The organism is Caenibius sp. WL, from assembly GCF_019803445.1.
Taxonomy (GTDB): domain Bacteria; phylum Pseudomonadota; class Alphaproteobacteria; order Sphingomonadales; family Sphingomonadaceae; genus Caenibius.
Genome location: NZ_CP081844.1, coordinates 3302001 through 3319510, shown reverse-complemented (window position 1 = coordinate 3319510; position 17510 = coordinate 3302001). Strand labels below are relative to the sequence as shown.

The window sequence follows — 17510 nt, the reverse complement described above, 5'->3', positions numbered from 1 at the left end:
CCCGCCCCGCAAGATATCCGCCCGCAAGGTATCAGCGGTGGCGGTAGGCGGGCAGGCCCAGCCCCCAATGGATCGCCGCGCCGCGCAGGCAGAAACCGGCTCCAGCGGAAGCGAGCCATACGATCCAGCCGGTCAGGCCCAGTTCCGTACCCGCCGCGCACAGGGCGGCGGACAGTGCGGCGGCCGTGACATAGAGTTCGGGCCGCATGATGATCGACGGGCGTCCGGCCAGCACATCGCGGATGACCCCGCCGACGCAGCCGCTGATCACGCCCATCAGCGCGGCGGTGACGGGGGCGACGCCATAGCTCAGCGCTTTGGCCGTCCCCAGCACGGCATAGGCGGAAAGGCCCACGGCGTCGGCCCATTCGAGCAGTTTGCCGTCCCACAGGCGATGCGGGGTGAACCACACCAGCAACGCCACGCAGAGACATACCGGCGCGACCCAGGGATCGTGAATCCAGAACACCGGCGCACCGATCAGCAGATCGCGCACCGAACCGCCGCCGACCCCGGTGATCACCGCGAAGAAGGACAGCGTGACGAACGTCTGCCCCAGCCGCGCGGCAAGCAGCGCGCCGGAAAGCGCGAAGATCGCGATCCCGGCCAGATCGAGAATGCCGAGCAGGGCGGGAAGCTCGGTAAGCTCGGTGCTGGGCATGGCGACGGCGGCTCCCCCGGATGGCCGGCCCGCAACGGGCCATGACGCGGGAATAGGACGCTCCGGCCCGGCCGCCAAGCCATGGCAGGCGATTCATGGGTTTGGTGGCGATTTTCCGGCGGTGCGCAGGCCGCCAGGCGAACGGCCCCGTCAAACGGCGCTGGGCAGGTGTTGCCTTTGCGCCGCGCGGAGAACGGTAACTTTGCCGGTAATTATTTACACCTTGCGAATCGAATTTTCGGCGGTAGCATCGCAAGTAGATAATAAAGATATATACGGATATGCTGGGGAGGTGGCTTATGAAGGTGAGCCCTGTGGCATTCGAAGGGTCGCTTACAATGGTCCGGGCACACTCGTGCCGCCGGGGTGTTGCTTGATTCCCTTGAAATGGCCGACATTTTGCGGAGTGACGCAATCCGCTTGTGAAACGTCTTGCCTTTCCGGAACCATTTTTCCCGTTTGCGATGTGGCTTGGCCGGTTGATTTTTCCGGCTGTGATCATGTCTGCCAGCAACAAAATAGACTATAGTTTAGGTTTTTAGGGGTCTGCAAAGACGCGGTGTGATGCTTGGTAAGAATAGCGGGCACTGACGGAACAATAGCAAGTATAACAATGGCAAAACGTCTCAAGAACGTCTAAGGAAAGGGTTTGGGAGGATGAATAAGCGTAGTCTTTTGGTGCGGACAGCGGTCGTCGCGATAGCGGCCGGCGCGGCCATGCCGGGCATGGCCTCGGCGCAGACGACGGAAGAAAGCGCCCGTTCGGGCGGGTTGAGCGAAATCGTCGTCACGGCGCAGCGGCGCTCGGAAAACATTCAGGACGTTCCGGTTGCCGTGACCGCATTGGACAGCAATACGCTGGATAACATGCGCGTCAAAGACGTGCAGAACCTGTCCGGTCTGGCGCCGAACTTGCAGATTTCGTCGCAGGGGATCCAGTCGATCCCGACCATCTCCATGCGCGGTATCAACTCGGGTACATCGGATAACGCGGTCGACCCGAAGATCGGCGTCTATCTTGATGGCGTCTATATCGGTCGTTCGGTGGGCGCGATTTTCGATCTTGCCGATATCCAGCAGGTTGAAGTCCTGCGCGGGCCGCAGGGAACACTGTTCGGCCGCAACGCTACTGGCGGCGCTATCAGCCTTGTGACGGCCAAGCCGACCGGCGAATTCGGTGTCAAGGCAATGGCTTCGTACGGCAATCAGGATTCGCTGCGCCTGCGTACTACGGTCAATCTGCCGGCAATGGGCCCGTTATCGGTCAAGGTTTCCTATCTGCATGATGAATCGCATGGCTGGATGAAGAACCAGCTCGGCGGGCAGAAAATGAACTATTCTGCGCGCATTCCCAGTTTCGGGACGTTGACTTATGCGGATCGCCTGGGCGCGCGCAATGTCGACGCAGTCCAGCTTGCCGCGCATCTGGATATGGGCGATGTCACGGCTGACTACCGGTTCGATTACACGGACAGCAAAACGGTGGGCGCGCCGGTGCAGGTCCTCGGTCATACGGGGCAACTCGCCGGCCTGACCCAGGCGATTTTTGCCCTGCAGCCGTATTACGGCGGTATCACCAATTTTGTGGGTAGCGGCAAGCCGCTCAAGACGGTGGCCAACGCGACTTCGGTGCAACCGCTGACGGTGCAGGGGCATAACCTGACGCTGACCTGGCAGGCGAGCGATAATTTCGTTGTGAAGAGTATTTCGGGGTATCGCAAGTTCAAGCAGAAGCCGAATGCCTTCGACCTTGCTGGAACTGGTGGGCTCCTGTTCACTCAGACACAGCTTGGCGCCATGTTGAACCCAAAACTGACTGACGCAGAAAAGGGAGCAATTATTGCTGCCAATCCGCCGGGGCCGAACGATCACCTCTATACCTTGCTGACCGCGAGGAGCACGTCGCAAAAGCAGTTCACGCAGGAATTGCAGGGAATCTACACGGGCGATGTGTTCGATGTGACGTTCGGCGGGTTCTATTTCCGTGAACGTTCGCCTGCGAAGAACGTGCTGGGCGTGATGCAGCCGACAGTGGGTGGCAATGTGATCGCCACGCCGTTTGACGCAGCGTTCGGCAGCGGCATCAACGTCAATACCGCGACCAACAAGTCCTACGCCGGTTATGCGCAGGCGACGTTCCACGTGACCGACAAGTTCGATATCGCGCTGGGCGGACGCTACACCAAAGACAAGCGCAAGATGGAACTGATCTTTATCGGCGCGCCGGGGCTGGGTAGCGGGGGCATTCTGCCGCCAGGCACCTATCGTAAGACTTTCAACGAGTTCACTTATACGGCGATTGCGACGTATCGTCCGACCAGCGATATCACCGGTTATGCGAAAATCTCGACCGGCTATGTGGCGGGCGGTATCCTCAGCGCCATTCCGTACGATCCGGAAAAGCTGACGTCCTATGAAATCGGTCTGAAGAGTGAATTGTTCGACCGCCGTCTGCGTGCAAACCTTGCAGCCTTCCTGATGGACTACAAGGACATGCAGATCCAGACATTCCAGGACGGTGTGCAACGGTTCGAAAATGCAGGCAAGGCGCGCATTTGGGGTCTCGAAGCGGAATTCACCGCCGTGCCCACCGATGGCCTGACGCTTGAAGCCAACATCGGTTACACCAATTTCAAGTATAAGGAGTACCTCTCGGCCGTTGGCGGTGTAGTGACCGACGTGTCGGATATTGCCCAGCCGACTTATTCACCGAAGTGGAACATGCGCTTCTCGGGACAATACAATTTCCCCGAATTCTCAAGTGGCGGCCACTTCATGGCCCGGCTTGATGGGCGTTATCGCTCGACGGTGGCACTGGGTACGTTTGCGCCCGATACGCCGGCGCTGGAAAAGCTGGCTGTTTCCAAGGGGCACTGGATCGTCGATGGCCGGATTGGCCTTGTCGATATGCCGTTCATGGGCAGCAAAGTGGGTGTATCGCTCTGGGGTCAGAACCTGTTCGACAAGGATGATGTGGCGCTGTTCGGGCCGACCGCCATCGTCCAGACGATCCAGTACATCAACGGCCGGACTTACGGTCTGGAAGTCAACTTCGCCTTCTGATCCGGGGCACAACGATTGCAGAGGGGGTGGGGCCGGTGCCCCGCCCCTTTTCTTTTTGGGGATTGTGTCGTTTGCCAAGACGAATTGCTCTGGCGCAATTTCCGCTCAGCCTGATCTTGTCGAAGGCTACGCGCCGAACGTGTGGCCAGGATTTTGAGCGTGGAAGGTTGCCGTTGCGCGCGTCCTTCGACAGGCTCAGGACGAGCGGGGTTGGGGGTATACCGCCATCTTTCTTTTGGGTGTGGGTCATGCGGTGTGGAATCGCGGGTCAATCGCGGGCGCTGCCTCCTCCTCCTGTTCCGTCATGCCGAACTGGGTTCAGCATCCATCGCGCCTCTGAACCGGCTTGGCGATTATCCCACTGCACCAAACAACCTTCGTCATTCCCGCGAAGGCGGGAATCCAGTTCCGGCGTGGCAGCTGGATTCCCGCCTTCGCGGGAATGACAAGGAAGCTTACCTGTCTAAAGAATATGAACGCCAGACAGGTTCAGGGGTGACGTAGGGGCTCCTCTCGCCGCGTCGGCAAGCGGGCCAATCCTGCGCAGGATCAGGCCGGTCCGCCGCTGTCCGTGCCGGTATCGGCAGACAGCGCCGCCGCGATCATGCGGATCACGCCGGGAAACGCGGGCGGGATAACCGGCACATCGGTTCCGCCCGGTTGCCGGGCGAGGAACCCCAGCGGCACCGGGAGAAACAGTTTCACCCGCTCATAGAGATTCGCCGCATCGATGCCGATGGCGCGGCACGCCATGTCGAACAGGGCGACAGTCGGGCTGCCCGCCCGCGCGGCCGAAACCGGGTGCATGATCTGCGCGATCGGATCGTCGCGGGTAATGAATTGCAGCATGAAGCGGGCGAAGCTGTGCTGGCCTTGCGCATCGGTCTGTTCCGCCAGCGGATAGATGAAAGCCGTCAGGATCGCGTGGATATCCGCCGGATCGATCGCTTCCAGCAATTCGCCGCGCCGCTGTTCGATCTGCCGGAAGCGCACGTCCATGATCGCCTGGGCCAGCCCATCGCGGTTGCCGAAATGATACTGCACCGCATACTTGTTGCGCTGCTGCGCATGGAGGGCGATTTCCTCAAGCGGCACCTTGCCCAGGCCGTGCTGCCCCATCAGCGCTTCCCCCGCCATCATCAGCCGCTCGCGCGTGCCGTGGTGGCCGGTGATTTCGGGAATGGTGCAGCGCTGGTTTGGCATGGCCCGCTTTCTGACGATCCGCGTGCATTTTGCAACTTGCCGGTCATGGCAGGTGGCGATAAAACGCCTCCGTTAAGTGTGTGCACTTAAAGATTTCAGAGGCCACGGACAAGGCCGAACGGCAAATCCCGGCGGGCACAGCCGAACGACCGGACAGAGAGGGGATGAGGTATGAGCAGGCAGATGCGCGCGATGGTGAGCGGGCTGGCGTTCGCGGTGGGGCTGGCGGCAGGCGGGCCCTTGGCCGCACAGGAAGCCAAGGCCCCGCCTGTGGCCGACTGGCAGCAGCCGACCGCCCCCAAGAATGCGCCGAACGTGATTCTCGTTCTGCTGGACGATGTCGGCTTCGGCGCGGCCAGCGGATTCGGCGGGCCGATCGCCACGCCGGTGTTCGACCGGCTGGGGGCCGAAGGGCTGCGCTACAACCGGTTTCACACCACGGCGGTCTGTTCGCCCACGCGCGCCGCGCTGCTGACGGGGCGCAACCAGCATCGGGTGCAGTTCGGCAATGTCTCGGGCCAGGAAAAGCCGGTCGACGGGTACAACGGCATCTGGCCGAAATCGGCCGCATCGGTGGCGCGGGTGCTGAAAGACAACGGCTACAGCACCGCCGCCTTCGGCAAATGGCACAACACGCCCAACTGGGAGGCAACCCCGGTCGGCCCGTTCGACCGCTGGCCGACGGGGCTGGGCTTTGAATATTTCTATGGCTTCATGGCGGGCGAAGGGGATCAGTGGCAGCCGATCCTCTATCGCAACACGGTGTCGATGATGGCGCCCGATACGCCCGGCTATCATTTCAACACCGATATCGCCGACGATGCGATCGGCTGGCTGCATACGCACCAGTCACTGGCGCCGGGCAAGCCCTATTTCCTCTACTTCGCGCCGGGGGCGACACACGCTCCGCATCACGTGGCGCCGGAATGGATCGCCAAGTATCGCGGCAAATTCGATGCCGGCTGGGACGAAATGCGCAAGCTGACGTTCGCCCGCCAGAAGAAGCTGGGCGTGATCCCCAAGGATGCCAAGCTGACCGAACGCCCGGCCGAACTGCCCGCGTGGGACAGCCTCAGCGCCGATGCCAGGCGGCTCTATGCGCGGCAGATGGAAGTCTATGCCGGTTTCCTCGAACAGACCGATCACGAAATCGGCCGCATGATCGACGAAGCGCGCAAGGGGCCGGGCGGCGACAACACGCTGGTGATCTATATCATGGGCGATAACGGCGCCTCCGCCGAAGGCGGGCTGGACGGGTCGGATCGCAATCTGTTCGACATGATCACCGGCAAGGGGCAGCCGCTGGCGCAGCAGATCGCCCGGATGGACGATCTCGGCAGCGCCAAGGCCGACAACCATTTTGCCAGCGCCTGGGCCTGGGCCAGCGACACGCCGTTCCAGTGGACCAAGCAGATCGCATCGCATCTTGGCGGAATGCGCAATCCGATGGTGCTGAGCTGGCCGGGCCGCACCGCCAAGGGGGCCGAAGTCCGTTCGACCTGGACGCATGTGATCGATGTCGCCCCCACGCTTTACGAACTGATCGGGATCACCCCGCCCAAGGCGGTGGATGGCGTCGAGCAGATGAGCATCGACGGCATCAGTTTCGCCGCGACGCTGAAAGCCCCGGTGCCGCAGGCGCCGCGCACCCAGTATTTCGAAATGCATGCCAATCGCGGGATCTATGCCAACGGCTGGATGGCGGGGGCGCGGCATCACACGCCGTGGCTGCTGCATGAGGAAGACAAGCCGCTCAGCGCCGACCGGTGGGAGCTTTACAATCTCGACAAGGATTTCAGCCAGGCGACCGATCTGGCCGCACAGGAGCCGGAACGGCTGAAAGAGATGCAGGCGCTGTTCGAAAGCGAGGCCAGGCGCAACAATGCCCAGCCGCTGACGGCGCAGACGCTGAGCGCCGAACTGATGAAGGCCCAGCCTTCGCTCGATCGCGGGCGCAAGGAATTCGTTTACAAGCGCACGACCGCGCCGATCCCCTCATTCGGGGTTCCGATGCTGTTCGGGCCGCACCGGATCGACGCGAAAATCACGGTGCCCGCCACCGATGCGAACGGCATTATCGCCGCCAACGGCGCGCGCGATGGCGGATACGCGTTCTATCTCAAGGACGGCCATCTCGTGTACGAGAACAATCTGGCCGATGTGCATTACGACACGATCCGGTCGGTCGAAGCCCTGCCCGCGGGGGAAGCGACCGTCTCGTTCGTGCTCAGCGCGGAAAACGGCACGCAGATCGGCCGGCTGCTGGTGAACGGGCGCGAAGTCGGCCAGGCGCCGGTGCCGCGCATTTTCATGCCGTCTTATCTCGGCGCGTTCTGCGTGGGCCAAAGCTGCGGATCGCCGGTCGGCAAAGGCTATACCGGCCGCTTCCCCTTTACCGGCGGGATCGAGGAAGTGCGCATCACCCGGTGACGGGTGGTGCGGGGGCGGCAGGTGATGCCGCCCGTTTCGAAACTGCTCTAGCGGCTGGAGTGGCCCGCGCTCCACGTGGCGAGCACCGCGCCGGTGGCGGGATTTTCCACCCGCACTTCGTCCAGCACCGTGGCGATCACGCATGACGGGGGATTGTCCCGTCCGAGCGGCTGGGTGCATTGCACCGGGTCGCCGCCGGGAACGCGGTCGACCCGCCCGGTCAGCCGGATGCGGAACCCCTGCGCCGCTTTCAACTGATCCGGCGCGATGCGGGTGATGATGCTGTAGGGGCGGCCCATGCGGCGGATGCCGCTGGTCCCGTTGTCGAGGAAGAACTGCGCCACCGCCAGCGTTTCGCGGGCGCGGGGCGCGAGCGGGGCAGGGGCGGCGTCTTCGGCGGCGGCAGCGGGCGGGGTGGGTTGCGTGTCGCTGTCCGGCCCGGTTTGTTCCTTGGCGGCCCGTTCCTTGGTAGCCGCTTCCTGCGCGGACGCTTCGGCCGGTTGTTCGGCAGGCGTGGGCAAGGCCACCGGCGGGGGACAGGTGTCGCTGCTGGTCCACGGGCGGGTGATCCAGAACCCTTCGATGGCATTGATCTTGGGCGTATCGCCCAGCCGCCAGTCCGCCGGTTCCCAGGTGATGGCGGGGATGGTGATGCGCAGCCGCCCCCGGCTTTCGTCATAGCTCCAGCTTGGCCGGTCCTTCCGCTCCTCCGAAGGCGCGTCGCAGCCGACCGGCATCACCAGATCGAACCGCCGCCCGGCCGCATCGCGGACTTCCTGGGGCATAGGCGCGCCGGAAGCGACTGCATCGGCCGCCTTGCCGGCGAGCGAAAGGAAGTCCGCGCGCGAGAGCATGGGGCGTTCCGTGGGCAGGGTAATCATCGGGGCGGACGGCGCCGCCTGCGTGGGATGCGGCTGCGGAGCCATGTAGCGGCCGATCAGAAAACCGCCGCCGCCCACCGCCAGAACGGCGAGGAATCCAAGGGCAATGGCTATTCTGCTGGTACGGAATTCGGGCTCATGCATGGGGCAGGCATAACAAACACCATGCGCCGGTTATAGAGGGGCAGGCGGAAAAATCGGGCATTTGCCATTGACACAGGCCGCGTTGGAAGGAACGCACCTGTGTATGACAGTGGATCAGATACTTACGCTGCTCGTGCTCGCCGCTGTGGTGGGGATGCTGATTTGGGACAAGATCCGCGCGGATGTCGTGGCGCTGGCAGGGTCCGCTGTTCTGCTGATGACCGGCGTGGTGCGCCCGGTGGACGTGCAGGGCGGGTTCGCCAGCCCGGCGATCATCGCGCTCGCCTCGTTGTTCGTGATCGTCTATGCGCTCGAACTCTCCGGGCTGCTGGACCGGGCGATCACTCTGGCGGTGCGGATGTGCCGCCGCATGGGCGCATCGGGCATCTGGGCGATGCTGACGATGATCGGCTCGGCCTCCTGCTTCCTCAACAGCACGCCCATCGTGGTGCTGGCCGCGCCTGTCATCCGCGATGTGGCCAATGCGCTCAAGATGTCGCCCAAGCGGTTCCTGCTGCCGCTGTCCTATATTACCGTGCTGACGGGCTGCTGCACGCTGATCGGCACGTCCACCAATCTGATCGTGGACGATATGGCGGCGGTTGCCGGGCAGCCGCGCTTCGGGATTTTCGAAGTGACCCCGGTCGGGCTGCCGATGGCGATCATCGGCGGGATCTATCTCTACTTCTTCAGCGGGCGGCTGGTCCGCAAGGGGGAGGAGGAGCAAGCCGATCTGCCCGTCTCCGCGTTCACGGTGGACGAAACCCATATTGGCAACGCGCAGGTCGGCGATGCCCATGTGTTCGAGGAACGGCGCCCGCTGGTGCCGTGGAAAGCCTGGGCGGCGCTGGGCGCCTTTGCCGGGGCCATCGTGCTGGCGACGATGAACGTCGCGCCGATCGCGGCCACGGCTTTTGCCGGGGCGGTGTTCCTGATTATCCTGCGCGTCATCAGCGCGGATGAAGCCTATCGCGGGCTCAAGCCCGAAATCCTGATCCTGATCGCCGGGATGGTGGTGATCGGCATCGCTATCGAACAGAGCGGGCTGGCGGCAGAGGCATCGAAGCTGCTGATCAATTCGGTCCACGGCCTCAGCCCGCTGGTGGCGCTGATCACGCTCTATCTCATCACCATGGTGCTGACCGAACTGCTGTCCAACGCCACGGTGGCGGTGCTGGTGACGCCGATCGCGGTGGCGCTGGCCGAAAGCCTCGGGGTCAGCCCGCGCCCGTTCATCGTCGCGGTGATGATGTCGGCCAGCGCGGCCTTCGCCACGCCGTTCGGCTATCAGACCAATGTCATCGTCTATCAGATGGCGGGCTATCGCTACATGGATTTCGTGCGCATGGGGTTGCCGCTCAATCTCATCACCTGCGTCATGGCGATCATGATGATTCTGGTGTTCTTCCCCTTCTGATTGCGGGCAGGCGGGCCCGGGTCCGCGCCCCCCGAAATTGAAATATCGGCCGCCCGCGCATACGTTGCGGGGCATGTCCGCCCTGTCCGCCCGGTTCACGGCCATCCGGCTGTTGCTTGCCCTGCTGCTGATGACAATCGGTGTGCAGGCGCTGGAGGGCCGTGCGCCGGACAGCGCCCCGGCCCAGCGCGGTTCCGCGTTCAGCGTGGGGACGAACGATGTCGCCGTGCTGACGTTGCGGCAGGACACGGCGCCGCAGGTGCGGTTCGTGCCGCCGCTGGTGCCGCCGCCGCTGTGGGCCGCCGTCCCTGCGCTGCTGGCGGATCGTGCGCTGCCGCGCGGCCCCGCGCTTCGGCCCGATTCCACCGCCCCGCCGGCACGGGAATGGTATCCTCTCACGCTCCACCCCCGGGGGCCGCCCCCCGCCTGAAACGTCGTCGGCGCGCGCCGCGCGCGCCGGTTCCCCAACGCACGACTTCAGGAGCGATCATGCAAGACATGTCCCCCAACGCCGATGACGGCGTTGTAAAGCGGCTGCGCGCCGAAGCGCAGTTGCAAGCCTATCCCACCCTTTCGCAGGAGGAGGTGCAGCAATTGCTGCACTGGTTCCGCCGGGAAGCCTCCGCGCTCGATATCGGGCTGCTCGCCCAGAACGAGAGCATCCGCGAAGGTTATGCGCAGTTTCGCGCCGACCATGTCGACGGGTTCAAGATCCGCGATCTCGGCAACGGCCTGCTTCTGACAATAGCGATTGTCGGCGCGATTGCCGGGCTCGTCTATCTGGCGATGTAGGCATCGGTCCGGCGGCGGTCCCGCTGCGATTATCGGGCGGGACCGCCGCTTTCGGGCGGCAGCGGCAGGATGCGGGCCAGGCGCATGCCGATCAGCACCGCCAGCGCGATCAGCCCACCGGTGAAAGCGGCGACGCCGGGCCAGCCGCCATGCGTCCAGGCGAAGCCGCCGATGGAGCCGAGAATGCCGCCGCCCATGTAGTAGAAGAACAGATAGAACGCCGATGCCTGTGCCCGGTCCGCCCGCGCGCGGCGGCCGACCCAGGCCGATGCCACCGCATGCGCGCCGAAGAAGCCGATGGTGACCACGGCCACGCCGAACACCACCAGCGGCAAGGGCGCGCGCAGGGTGATGGCGATCCCGGCGAGGAAGATCGCCAGCGCAATCCACAGAATGCGCCGCGGGCCATGCCGCCCGGCCAGCGATCCCGCGAACGTCGAACTGAACGAGCCGAGCAGATAGAGCAGGAAAATCGCGCTGACGAGAGCCGGGCCGAGATTGTAGGGCGGTGCGGCAAGGCGGAAGCCGACATAATTGTAGAGCGCGACGAAGGCCCCCATCAGCAGGAACGATTCGGCGAACAGCAGCGGAATCGCGCGGTCGCTGAACAGGCGCTTCATCCCTTGCGCATAGGCGCGCGGCGAAACCGGGCGCGGGGCGAAATGGGCCGATGGCGGCGCGCTGCGCCAGAATGCCAGCGCGGTGATCAGCATGAACCCGCCGACCACGGCCAGCGCCACCCGCCAGCCCGCGAAATCGGTGATGATCCCGCCCAGCAGACGCCCGGCCAGCCCACCCATCGCCGTGCCGCCGATATAGACGCCCATCGCATGGCTGACCGAGGGATCGTCCACTTCCTCGACGATATAGGCCATCGCCACGGCGGGCACCCCTGCCAGCGTCACTCCCACGAGCAGCCGCAGGGCCAGCAGCATGGCCCAGGTCTGTGCCGCCGCGCAGAGCAGCGTGAACACGGCGGCGAGCAGCAGCGAAGCGATCATCAGCGGGCGGCGGCCCACTCTATCGGATACCATGCCCGCCGCCAGCAGCGCGAAAGCCATCGGGCCGATCGTGATCGAAACGGTGAGGCTGGCCTCCTCCGCGTTCACGCCGAACAACTGGCTGAACAGCGGCAGCAGCGGCTGAACGCAGTAGAAAGCGCCGAATGTCGCCAGCCCCGCCAGCAGCATGGCGAACGTGATGCGGCGATAGGCCGGTGTGCCGCGCTGGATTTTCGAAGGGGCCATGGCGCCTGCCTATCGCGCGGCGAGCCCCGTGTCATCGGCGGAAAGCGCCGGAAAGAATGCGCCGATACCCCCGGCGGACGGGGGTATCGGGTGGGAAGGGGGCCGGCCTAGCGGATCGCGTTGGCGATGATTGCCGAAACGATGCCGCTGGTGATGCCGACCAGGACCGCGTCGTTGCCCGAACGGACCCACTGATAGCCGCGCGGCGGCGCGTAGAGGCGATACGAACGGGGCGCATCGATCACCCGGTAATCGGGCGCGCGGTGGCGGTCGAACCGTTCGCCCTTGCGCCACTGGACGTGACGCTGCTGGGCGGGGCGGCGATCGTGGTTGCGATAGGTGCCGTGGCCGCGGTTATGGTCGTTCCATGCCATCTGGCCGCGATTGTGTCCGCCGTAAGCGGGGGCGGCCATGGCCGAAGTGCCCATCATCGAGAAAACGATGGCGGCGGCGATGATCTTTTTCATGACTGATTCTCCTCAGCGAAAGTTCGCGCCCTCTGCGGGCCTGAGCAGAACCTACCCCGCGCCTGTCGCACGGATATGCCGGGCAAGGGGGGATTGGTCTTAAAGTGTAACCGGGCGTGCCGGTTCGCGGGCGGGCGGTTACAACGCCGTCCGGCGGATGAATGGCCGTTTCCGGGGCTTCCGGCGCGTCGGTGGAGAGCCGCCCACGCCGAAAATCGCCATGCACTTCCGGCGTGCAAAAATAGCTATTGCGAATTGATATCAATAATGGCACAAGCCTTGCAGACAGGGTTGCGGACGTTTCCGGTACTTTTCCATGGTTTGCCCGGAAGCGCCCGTTCTCTTCTCACCCGGATGCTTACCTGCTGCGTTTCGGGTGGACGGACCGATGCCACGACCTCTCCCCGCTGGCGTTGTCCATGCCTTGCCCGGATCGGCGCCCTTTTCGGGGCGCTGGTCCGGGCTCTTTCTTTGCAAATACGAACGGCCCCGGCACAATTCCCGCTCGGGCTGAACGGGTGGAGTATTGGCAAACGATTCCATCGCCGCGCCCCTCGCCCCTCGCTTTTGCGCACGACCGGCATGGACAAGCGCCCCTCCCGCCGTGCACAGCAGGGGCCCCTTTGGGCCAGCATGGAGTCAGGAATGATCAGGGCCAGTCTGTTCGATCCGATCCGGATCGGATCGCTGCCATTGCGCAACCGTATCGTGGTCGCGCCGATGTGCCAGTACACCGCCGAACAGGGGCGGATGACCGACTGGCACACGATCCATCTCGGCAATCTGGCGTTGTCGGGGGCGGGGATGCTGGTGGTCGAAGCCTCCGCCGTGCTGCCCGAAGGGCGGATTTCCTATGGCGATGTCGGATTGTGGGACGACGCGACCGAAGCGGCGATGGCGCGCGTGCTGGATGCGGTGCGGCGCTACAGCGATATCCCGGTGGCGATCCAGCTTGCCCATGCCGGGCGCAAGGCATCCTGCGCCAAGCCGTGGGATGGCGGCGCGCAATTGCCGCCCGATCATGCCCTGGGCTGGCAGACCGTCGCGCCCAGCGCGATTCCCTTTGCCGAAACCGACCATCCGCCCGTGGCGCTCGATCGCGGCGGCATGGCGCGTATCCGCGACGCCTTCGGCGAGGCGGCCCGCCGCGCCGCGCGGCTCGGCTACGATGCGGTGCAGGTCCATTCCGCCCATGGCTATCTGCTGCACCAGTTCCTTTCCCCGCTCTCCAACCGGCGGGAGGACGATTACGGCGGCAGCCTCGAAAACCGCATGCGTTTCCCGCTGGAAGTGTTCGATGCGGTGCGCGGCGCGTTCCCGGCGGAAAAGCCGGTGATGCTGCGCGTGTCGGGCACCGACTGGATGGAAGGCGGCTGGGACGTGGAACAGACCGCCGCTTATGCCCGCGCGCTCGAAGCGCGCGGCTGCGCTGCGATCGACGTATCGAGCGGCGGGCTCCACGCCCGGCAGCAGATTCCCGTGGGCCCCGGCTATCAGGTGCCGCTGGCCCGCGCGGTGAGGCAGGCCGTGGGCATGCCGGTGTCGGCCGTGGGGCTCATCACCGATTTCGATCAGGCCGAAGCGATCGTCGGCACCGGCGATGCGGATATGGTCTGCCTTGCCCGCACGATCCTCTACGATCCGCGCTGGCCCTGGCACGCCGCGGCGCATCTGGGCGCGCGCGTGAAAGCCGCCGACCAGTTCCTCCGCTGTCAGCCCCGGCAGTTCCCCAATCTGTTCGTGGCAGAGTGAGGCGGGGGCATCCTAAGACAGACCTTGCATCGTTCCCCGGAGAGCGCGCGCCCGTGCAAAATCGGTTGTTCCGATGCGCCGGGCATCGCGGCGCGTTCCGCGCCCGGTTGCGGCCATGCCCGGCGAATTGGTAACGGCAGGTTCATTTGCCCGGTGATGAGGAAGCCCGATGGAAAGCCTGATAGAGTTCTACCGCCCGCTGAGCGGCAATCTGAGCCTCAGCACCGGGGCGTCCGACAGCCTGCTGCATGTCCATGGCGGGATGATCGTCCTGTTTCTCGCCCGCATCGTGACCCGGCGTTCGCTCGCCACGTGGACGCCGTTCCTGTGCGTTCTCGCGGCGGCCCTGGCCAAGGAAGGGGCCGACCGGCTCGCGCACGGATCGTGGCGGATGCCCGACAGCGCGTTCGATATCCTCAACACGATCTTCTGGCCGATGGTGCTGATGATCGGGCTGCGGTGGCGGCGCGCCCATCCGCACAGGCGCTAGCCGCCGCCTATCGCTTGCGCTTCCAGATGCGGACAAACGCCTGCAGCTTGTAGCCGATGGATTGCCGTTCATCCGAAATCGCGTCGACGAATTCGGCCAGCCGGTGCGATTTCTTCGCGGTGTAGAAGATGAACGCCGCCATCGGCACGATCACGATGAGAAAATGCATGGCTTTTTCGTGCGCGGGCCGGTTGTCGATATTGATCAGCTCCGCGCCGAGGAAACCCACCGTCAGCGACATGATCAGCCCGAAAAACGTGACCACAGTCAGCCGGACCACGGTGTTCGCCTGCCGCCGCAGCGAATCGCTGTCGAGATAATCGATCATGTCGAGCACTTCCTGGCGGACTTCGGCAAACAACTGGTTCGATCCCAGATGGCCCGTCCACATGGCGAACAGATCGCGCGCCGGGGCCTGGTTGGACAGTTCCTGAAACCAGTAGCGATGGGCGAAGCGCAGGAAATTCTCGTGCGTCAGCCGCACCGCGCGTTTGAAGCGTTTGACCGTTTCGGGCGCATAGTCGGCAAGGCCGCTGATCGCCGTCACCAGCCGGTCGCGGAAAATCAACAGCGCGGCACGGTGGAAATGGGCGATCAGGCCGAGCAGGAAATACTGATGGCGGAACTGGCAGGTGATCCCGGTCAACACATCGGTATAGCGTGGATCGCCCGCATCGCCGACCATGACGAAAGCCTGCCCCGAACAAAGCATCCGGGTCACGATCTGGTCGTGCCGCCCATCCGCATCCCAGAAGCGGTCATAGCAATGGCGGCTTTCGAAATCGGCGAGGAACGCGGGCGCGAAAGGCGTGACGCCCGCATCCCCCGGCGGGGCCAGCAGGCCGAGCCGTATCCAGTCCTCCCGCGCGATCGCCGCCGGATCGGCCACCGCCAGACAGCCGAGGACGGGGATGCGCTGATGTTCGAGCGGGCGGAAACGGATGCCGCCGTCCGCCCCCTCCTGCCCTGCGGATTCGGGCCCTTCATCCGGTGTCAGCGGATGCATCAGGTATTGCCAGTGCGCGGCGATGCGCGGCGTGCGGTGCCGGCAGACCTGCGCCAGATAGCGCGCCTTGTGCTCGTAATCGGATGCGGCGAGTTCGGCGCCGTCGGCATCGTGCAGGCTGATCCGCGCGCAGCAGTTCGTCCCTCCGCCATCGGGGGCCCATGTCGTCGGATAGGCACGGCCGAGCCGGAACAGCGCGTCCTGCGCCTGCGCCAGGCTCAGATCGTGGCAGAGCAGCTCCACCGCCATGATGGCGAGATCGATATCGTAGAAGAAATAGAGTTCGACGCGCGCCACGGTGAATTCCACCGGCGTTTCGCCCGGGCGGAACTGTGCGCGGGCGGTGGCGACATCGCGCCGGCGAAAGACCCGGATCGGCGATGCGCCATACGCGGCGCCGGCGGCCTCGCCATAGAGGAAGCGTTGCACATCGGGCATGAAAGTGACGAATTCGGCATAGTGCCGTTCCTGAAAATCGCGCACGTCTTCGGTGAATTCGTCCGCGATCTCCTCCCATGGGCCGCCGAGCCGGGCCAGCCGTTCGCCATGCTGCTGCCGCGACTGCGCCCCTTCGGCCGGGGGCAGGAGCTGGATCGGCCACAGCAGAATCTGCCGGAAATCCCGCACAAACGGCCGTGGATGTATCCCGGCCTCACCGGCACCGGTCGCATCAGCCATACCCCCTCCATCGTCGGCTTCTCGTCTTTCCTATATCGCGAAAAGCGGCAGGCTTTTCATCTTTTTAGGGGGTGGCTTTTCAGGTGTCCGGGCACGGCTTCCGGCGAAAGGCCGCGGGCCGACGGGGCAGTGCCGTGCGGGTGGCGGGGGAAGGGCGAAGACCCCACCCCGTTCGTCCTGAGCCTGTCGAAGGCCACGCGCCGCCATTGGCCCCATGCGCTGGTGGCATAGCCGCTACCGTGGGGCGCGTCCTTCGACAGGCTCAGGACGAACGGATGGGGGACTTGGGGGCATTGGCTTTCCGGTCAGCTTGCCATGCAGGCTGACCTGACACTCCCTTCGTCATTCCCGCGCAGGCGGGAATCCAGTTCTACGGTTGCGGCTGGATTCCCGCCTGCGCGGGAATGACGAGGTTTGGGGATAATGGGACCGACAGTATCCCCCGGCAAAACACTTTCCTACACGCCCGAAATCTGCCCTAACCTGCCGGATGATCCAGCGCAGAAATCCGTCCGTCCGTCCCCGGCAGGCAACCGCCCGAAAAGCCCGCTCCCGTAAATCATCGGCCCGTCCCTTGTGGCCGTCCTACCGCCGCCTGCCCGCATTCGTGCCCGTCCCGGTGCGCGCCCGGCGCGATGGGTGGGATGCTGTGCGGCAGGGGCAGTTTATCGGCTGGCTGGCGCAGACCGGCTCCGTCTCCGAAGCCGCCGCGCGGGTGGGGCGTTCGCGCGAGAGCGCCTATCGCCTGCGCCGCCGGGCCGATGCGGCAGGGTTCGCCGCCGCGTGGGATGCCGCGCTGGCCGGGCGGGCCGGTATCAGGATACCGGCGCGGAAAGTCACACCCGATGATCTGCCCGCGCTCGCTTTTGCCGGCCGGTGCTGGTGCGAATGTATCGCGGGCGCTTTGCTGCGGTCAGCCGCCAGCCCAGCGATACCGCGCTGTTGCGGCTGCTCTCGCAGTATGACCGGGCTTTGCGCGGGCATGATCGGAGTGTGTGGTGGTGACGGTGCAGGGGCCGCACTTTCGGGCCATTCTGCGTCAACCTGCGGGGTGGGTGAATCAGAGGGACAAACCCACCCCCGCTCGTCCTGAGCCTGTCGAAGGACGCGTGTCAGGGTGTGGCGGGGACCGGGTTGGAAGGTAGGGCTGCCGTTTGTGCGCATCCTTCGACAGGCTCAGGATGAGCGATGGGGGGATGGACGGATGCGCCGAGGGGAGGGGGGCTGAGCGGGAACCGGGGGCGGACAAACGGAAAGGGCCGGGGCAACGCATCTTGCC

Annotated in this window: 14 protein-coding genes; 8 read left to right on the top strand and 6 right to left on the bottom strand. The window is 64.8% G+C overall.

Translation table 11 applies throughout. The features are described from left to right. Positions 1-31 precede the first annotated feature (31 nt). The gene (locus K5X80_RS15985) at positions 32-661 is read right to left on the bottom strand and encodes a trimeric intracellular cation channel family protein (protein ID WP_222558691.1); all 630 of its coding nucleotides are present in this window, start codon (positions 659-661) and stop codon (positions 32-34) included. A gap of 657 nt (positions 662-1318) precedes the next feature. Between K5X80_RS15985 and K5X80_RS15980 the strand changes: the two genes are divergently transcribed. After that, the gene (locus K5X80_RS15980) at positions 1319-3724 is read left to right on the top strand and encodes a TonB-dependent receptor (RefSeq protein ID WP_222558690.1); all 2406 of its coding nucleotides are present in this window, start codon (positions 1319-1321) and stop codon (positions 3722-3724) included. A 549-nt stretch (positions 3725-4273) separates the two neighbouring features. Here K5X80_RS15980 and K5X80_RS15975 read toward each other — a convergent pair. Further along, on the bottom strand, positions 4274-4927 hold the full coding sequence (locus K5X80_RS15975) for a TetR/AcrR family transcriptional regulator (protein WP_222558689.1): 654 nt from the start codon (positions 4925-4927) through the stop codon (positions 4274-4276). A gap of 171 nt (positions 4928-5098) precedes the next feature. Here K5X80_RS15975 and K5X80_RS15970 point away from each other — a divergent pair, with 171 nt between their 5' ends. After that, complete coding sequence (locus tag K5X80_RS15970; protein WP_222558688.1) at positions 5099-7357, top strand: arylsulfatase; 2259 nt, start codon at positions 5099-5101, stop codon at positions 7355-7357. 47 nt (positions 7358-7404) lie between these two features. On the opposite strand, the gene K5X80_RS15965 is transcribed toward K5X80_RS15970, so the two are convergent. Continuing rightward, positions 7405-8382: a hypothetical protein gene (locus K5X80_RS15965; RefSeq protein ID WP_222558687.1), complete on the bottom strand. Its 978-nt coding sequence runs from the start codon at positions 8380-8382 to the stop codon at positions 7405-7407. A 103-nt stretch (positions 8383-8485) separates the two neighbouring features. Here K5X80_RS15965 and K5X80_RS15960 point away from each other — a divergent pair, with 103 nt between their 5' ends. The 3 genes from K5X80_RS15960 to K5X80_RS15950 all read left to right on the top strand — a co-directional run bounded on the left by K5X80_RS15960 (position 8486) and on the right by K5X80_RS15950 (position 10591). Further along, complete coding sequence (locus tag K5X80_RS15960) at positions 8486-9799, top strand: SLC13 family permease (RefSeq protein ID WP_222558686.1); 1314 nt, start codon at positions 8486-8488, stop codon at positions 9797-9799. Positions 9800-9872: 73 nt separating this feature from the next. Next, positions 9873-10229 (top strand): hypothetical protein, encoded by a 357-nt coding sequence (locus K5X80_RS15955; protein WP_222558685.1) that lies wholly within the window; start codon positions 9873-9875, stop codon positions 10227-10229. Between the two features lie 59 nt (positions 10230-10288). Continuing rightward, complete coding sequence (locus K5X80_RS15950) at positions 10289-10591, top strand: hypothetical protein (RefSeq protein WP_222558684.1); 303 nt, start codon at positions 10289-10291, stop codon at positions 10589-10591. Positions 10592-10620: 29 nt separating this feature from the next. Here K5X80_RS15950 and K5X80_RS15945 read toward each other — a convergent pair whose 3' ends face one another. Then, complete coding sequence (locus tag K5X80_RS15945) at positions 10621-11838, bottom strand: MFS transporter (RefSeq protein ID WP_222558683.1); 1218 nt, start codon at positions 11836-11838, stop codon at positions 10621-10623. 107 nt (positions 11839-11945) lie between these two features. Then, positions 11946-12305 (bottom strand): RcnB family protein, encoded by a 360-nt coding sequence (locus K5X80_RS15940; RefSeq protein ID WP_261390570.1) that lies wholly within the window; start codon positions 12303-12305, stop codon positions 11946-11948. Between the two features lie 645 nt (positions 12306-12950). On the opposite strand from K5X80_RS15940, the gene K5X80_RS15935 reads away from it, so the two are divergent. Then, a complete protein-coding gene (locus tag K5X80_RS15935) occupies positions 12951-14057 on the top strand; it encodes an NADH:flavin oxidoreductase/NADH oxidase (protein WP_222558682.1) in 1107 nt (368 codons plus the stop codon). A gap of 169 nt (positions 14058-14226) precedes the next feature. Beyond that, on the top strand, positions 14227-14547 hold the full coding sequence (locus K5X80_RS15930) for a hypothetical protein (RefSeq protein ID WP_222558681.1): 321 nt from the start codon (positions 14227-14229) through the stop codon (positions 14545-14547). A 7-nt stretch (positions 14548-14554) separates the two neighbouring features. Here K5X80_RS15930 and K5X80_RS15925 read toward each other — a convergent pair whose 3' ends face one another. Beyond that, complete coding sequence (locus K5X80_RS15925) at positions 14555-16231, bottom strand: hypothetical protein (protein WP_222558680.1); 1677 nt, start codon at positions 16229-16231, stop codon at positions 14555-14557. Positions 16232-16721: 490 nt separating this feature from the next. Here K5X80_RS15925 and K5X80_RS15920 point away from each other — a divergent pair, with 490 nt between their 5' ends. Then, positions 16722-17324: a helix-turn-helix domain-containing protein gene (locus K5X80_RS15920; RefSeq protein ID WP_222558679.1), complete on the top strand. Its 603-nt coding sequence runs from the start codon at positions 16722-16724 to the stop codon at positions 17322-17324. The last annotated feature ends 186 nt before the right edge of the window (positions 17325-17510 follow it).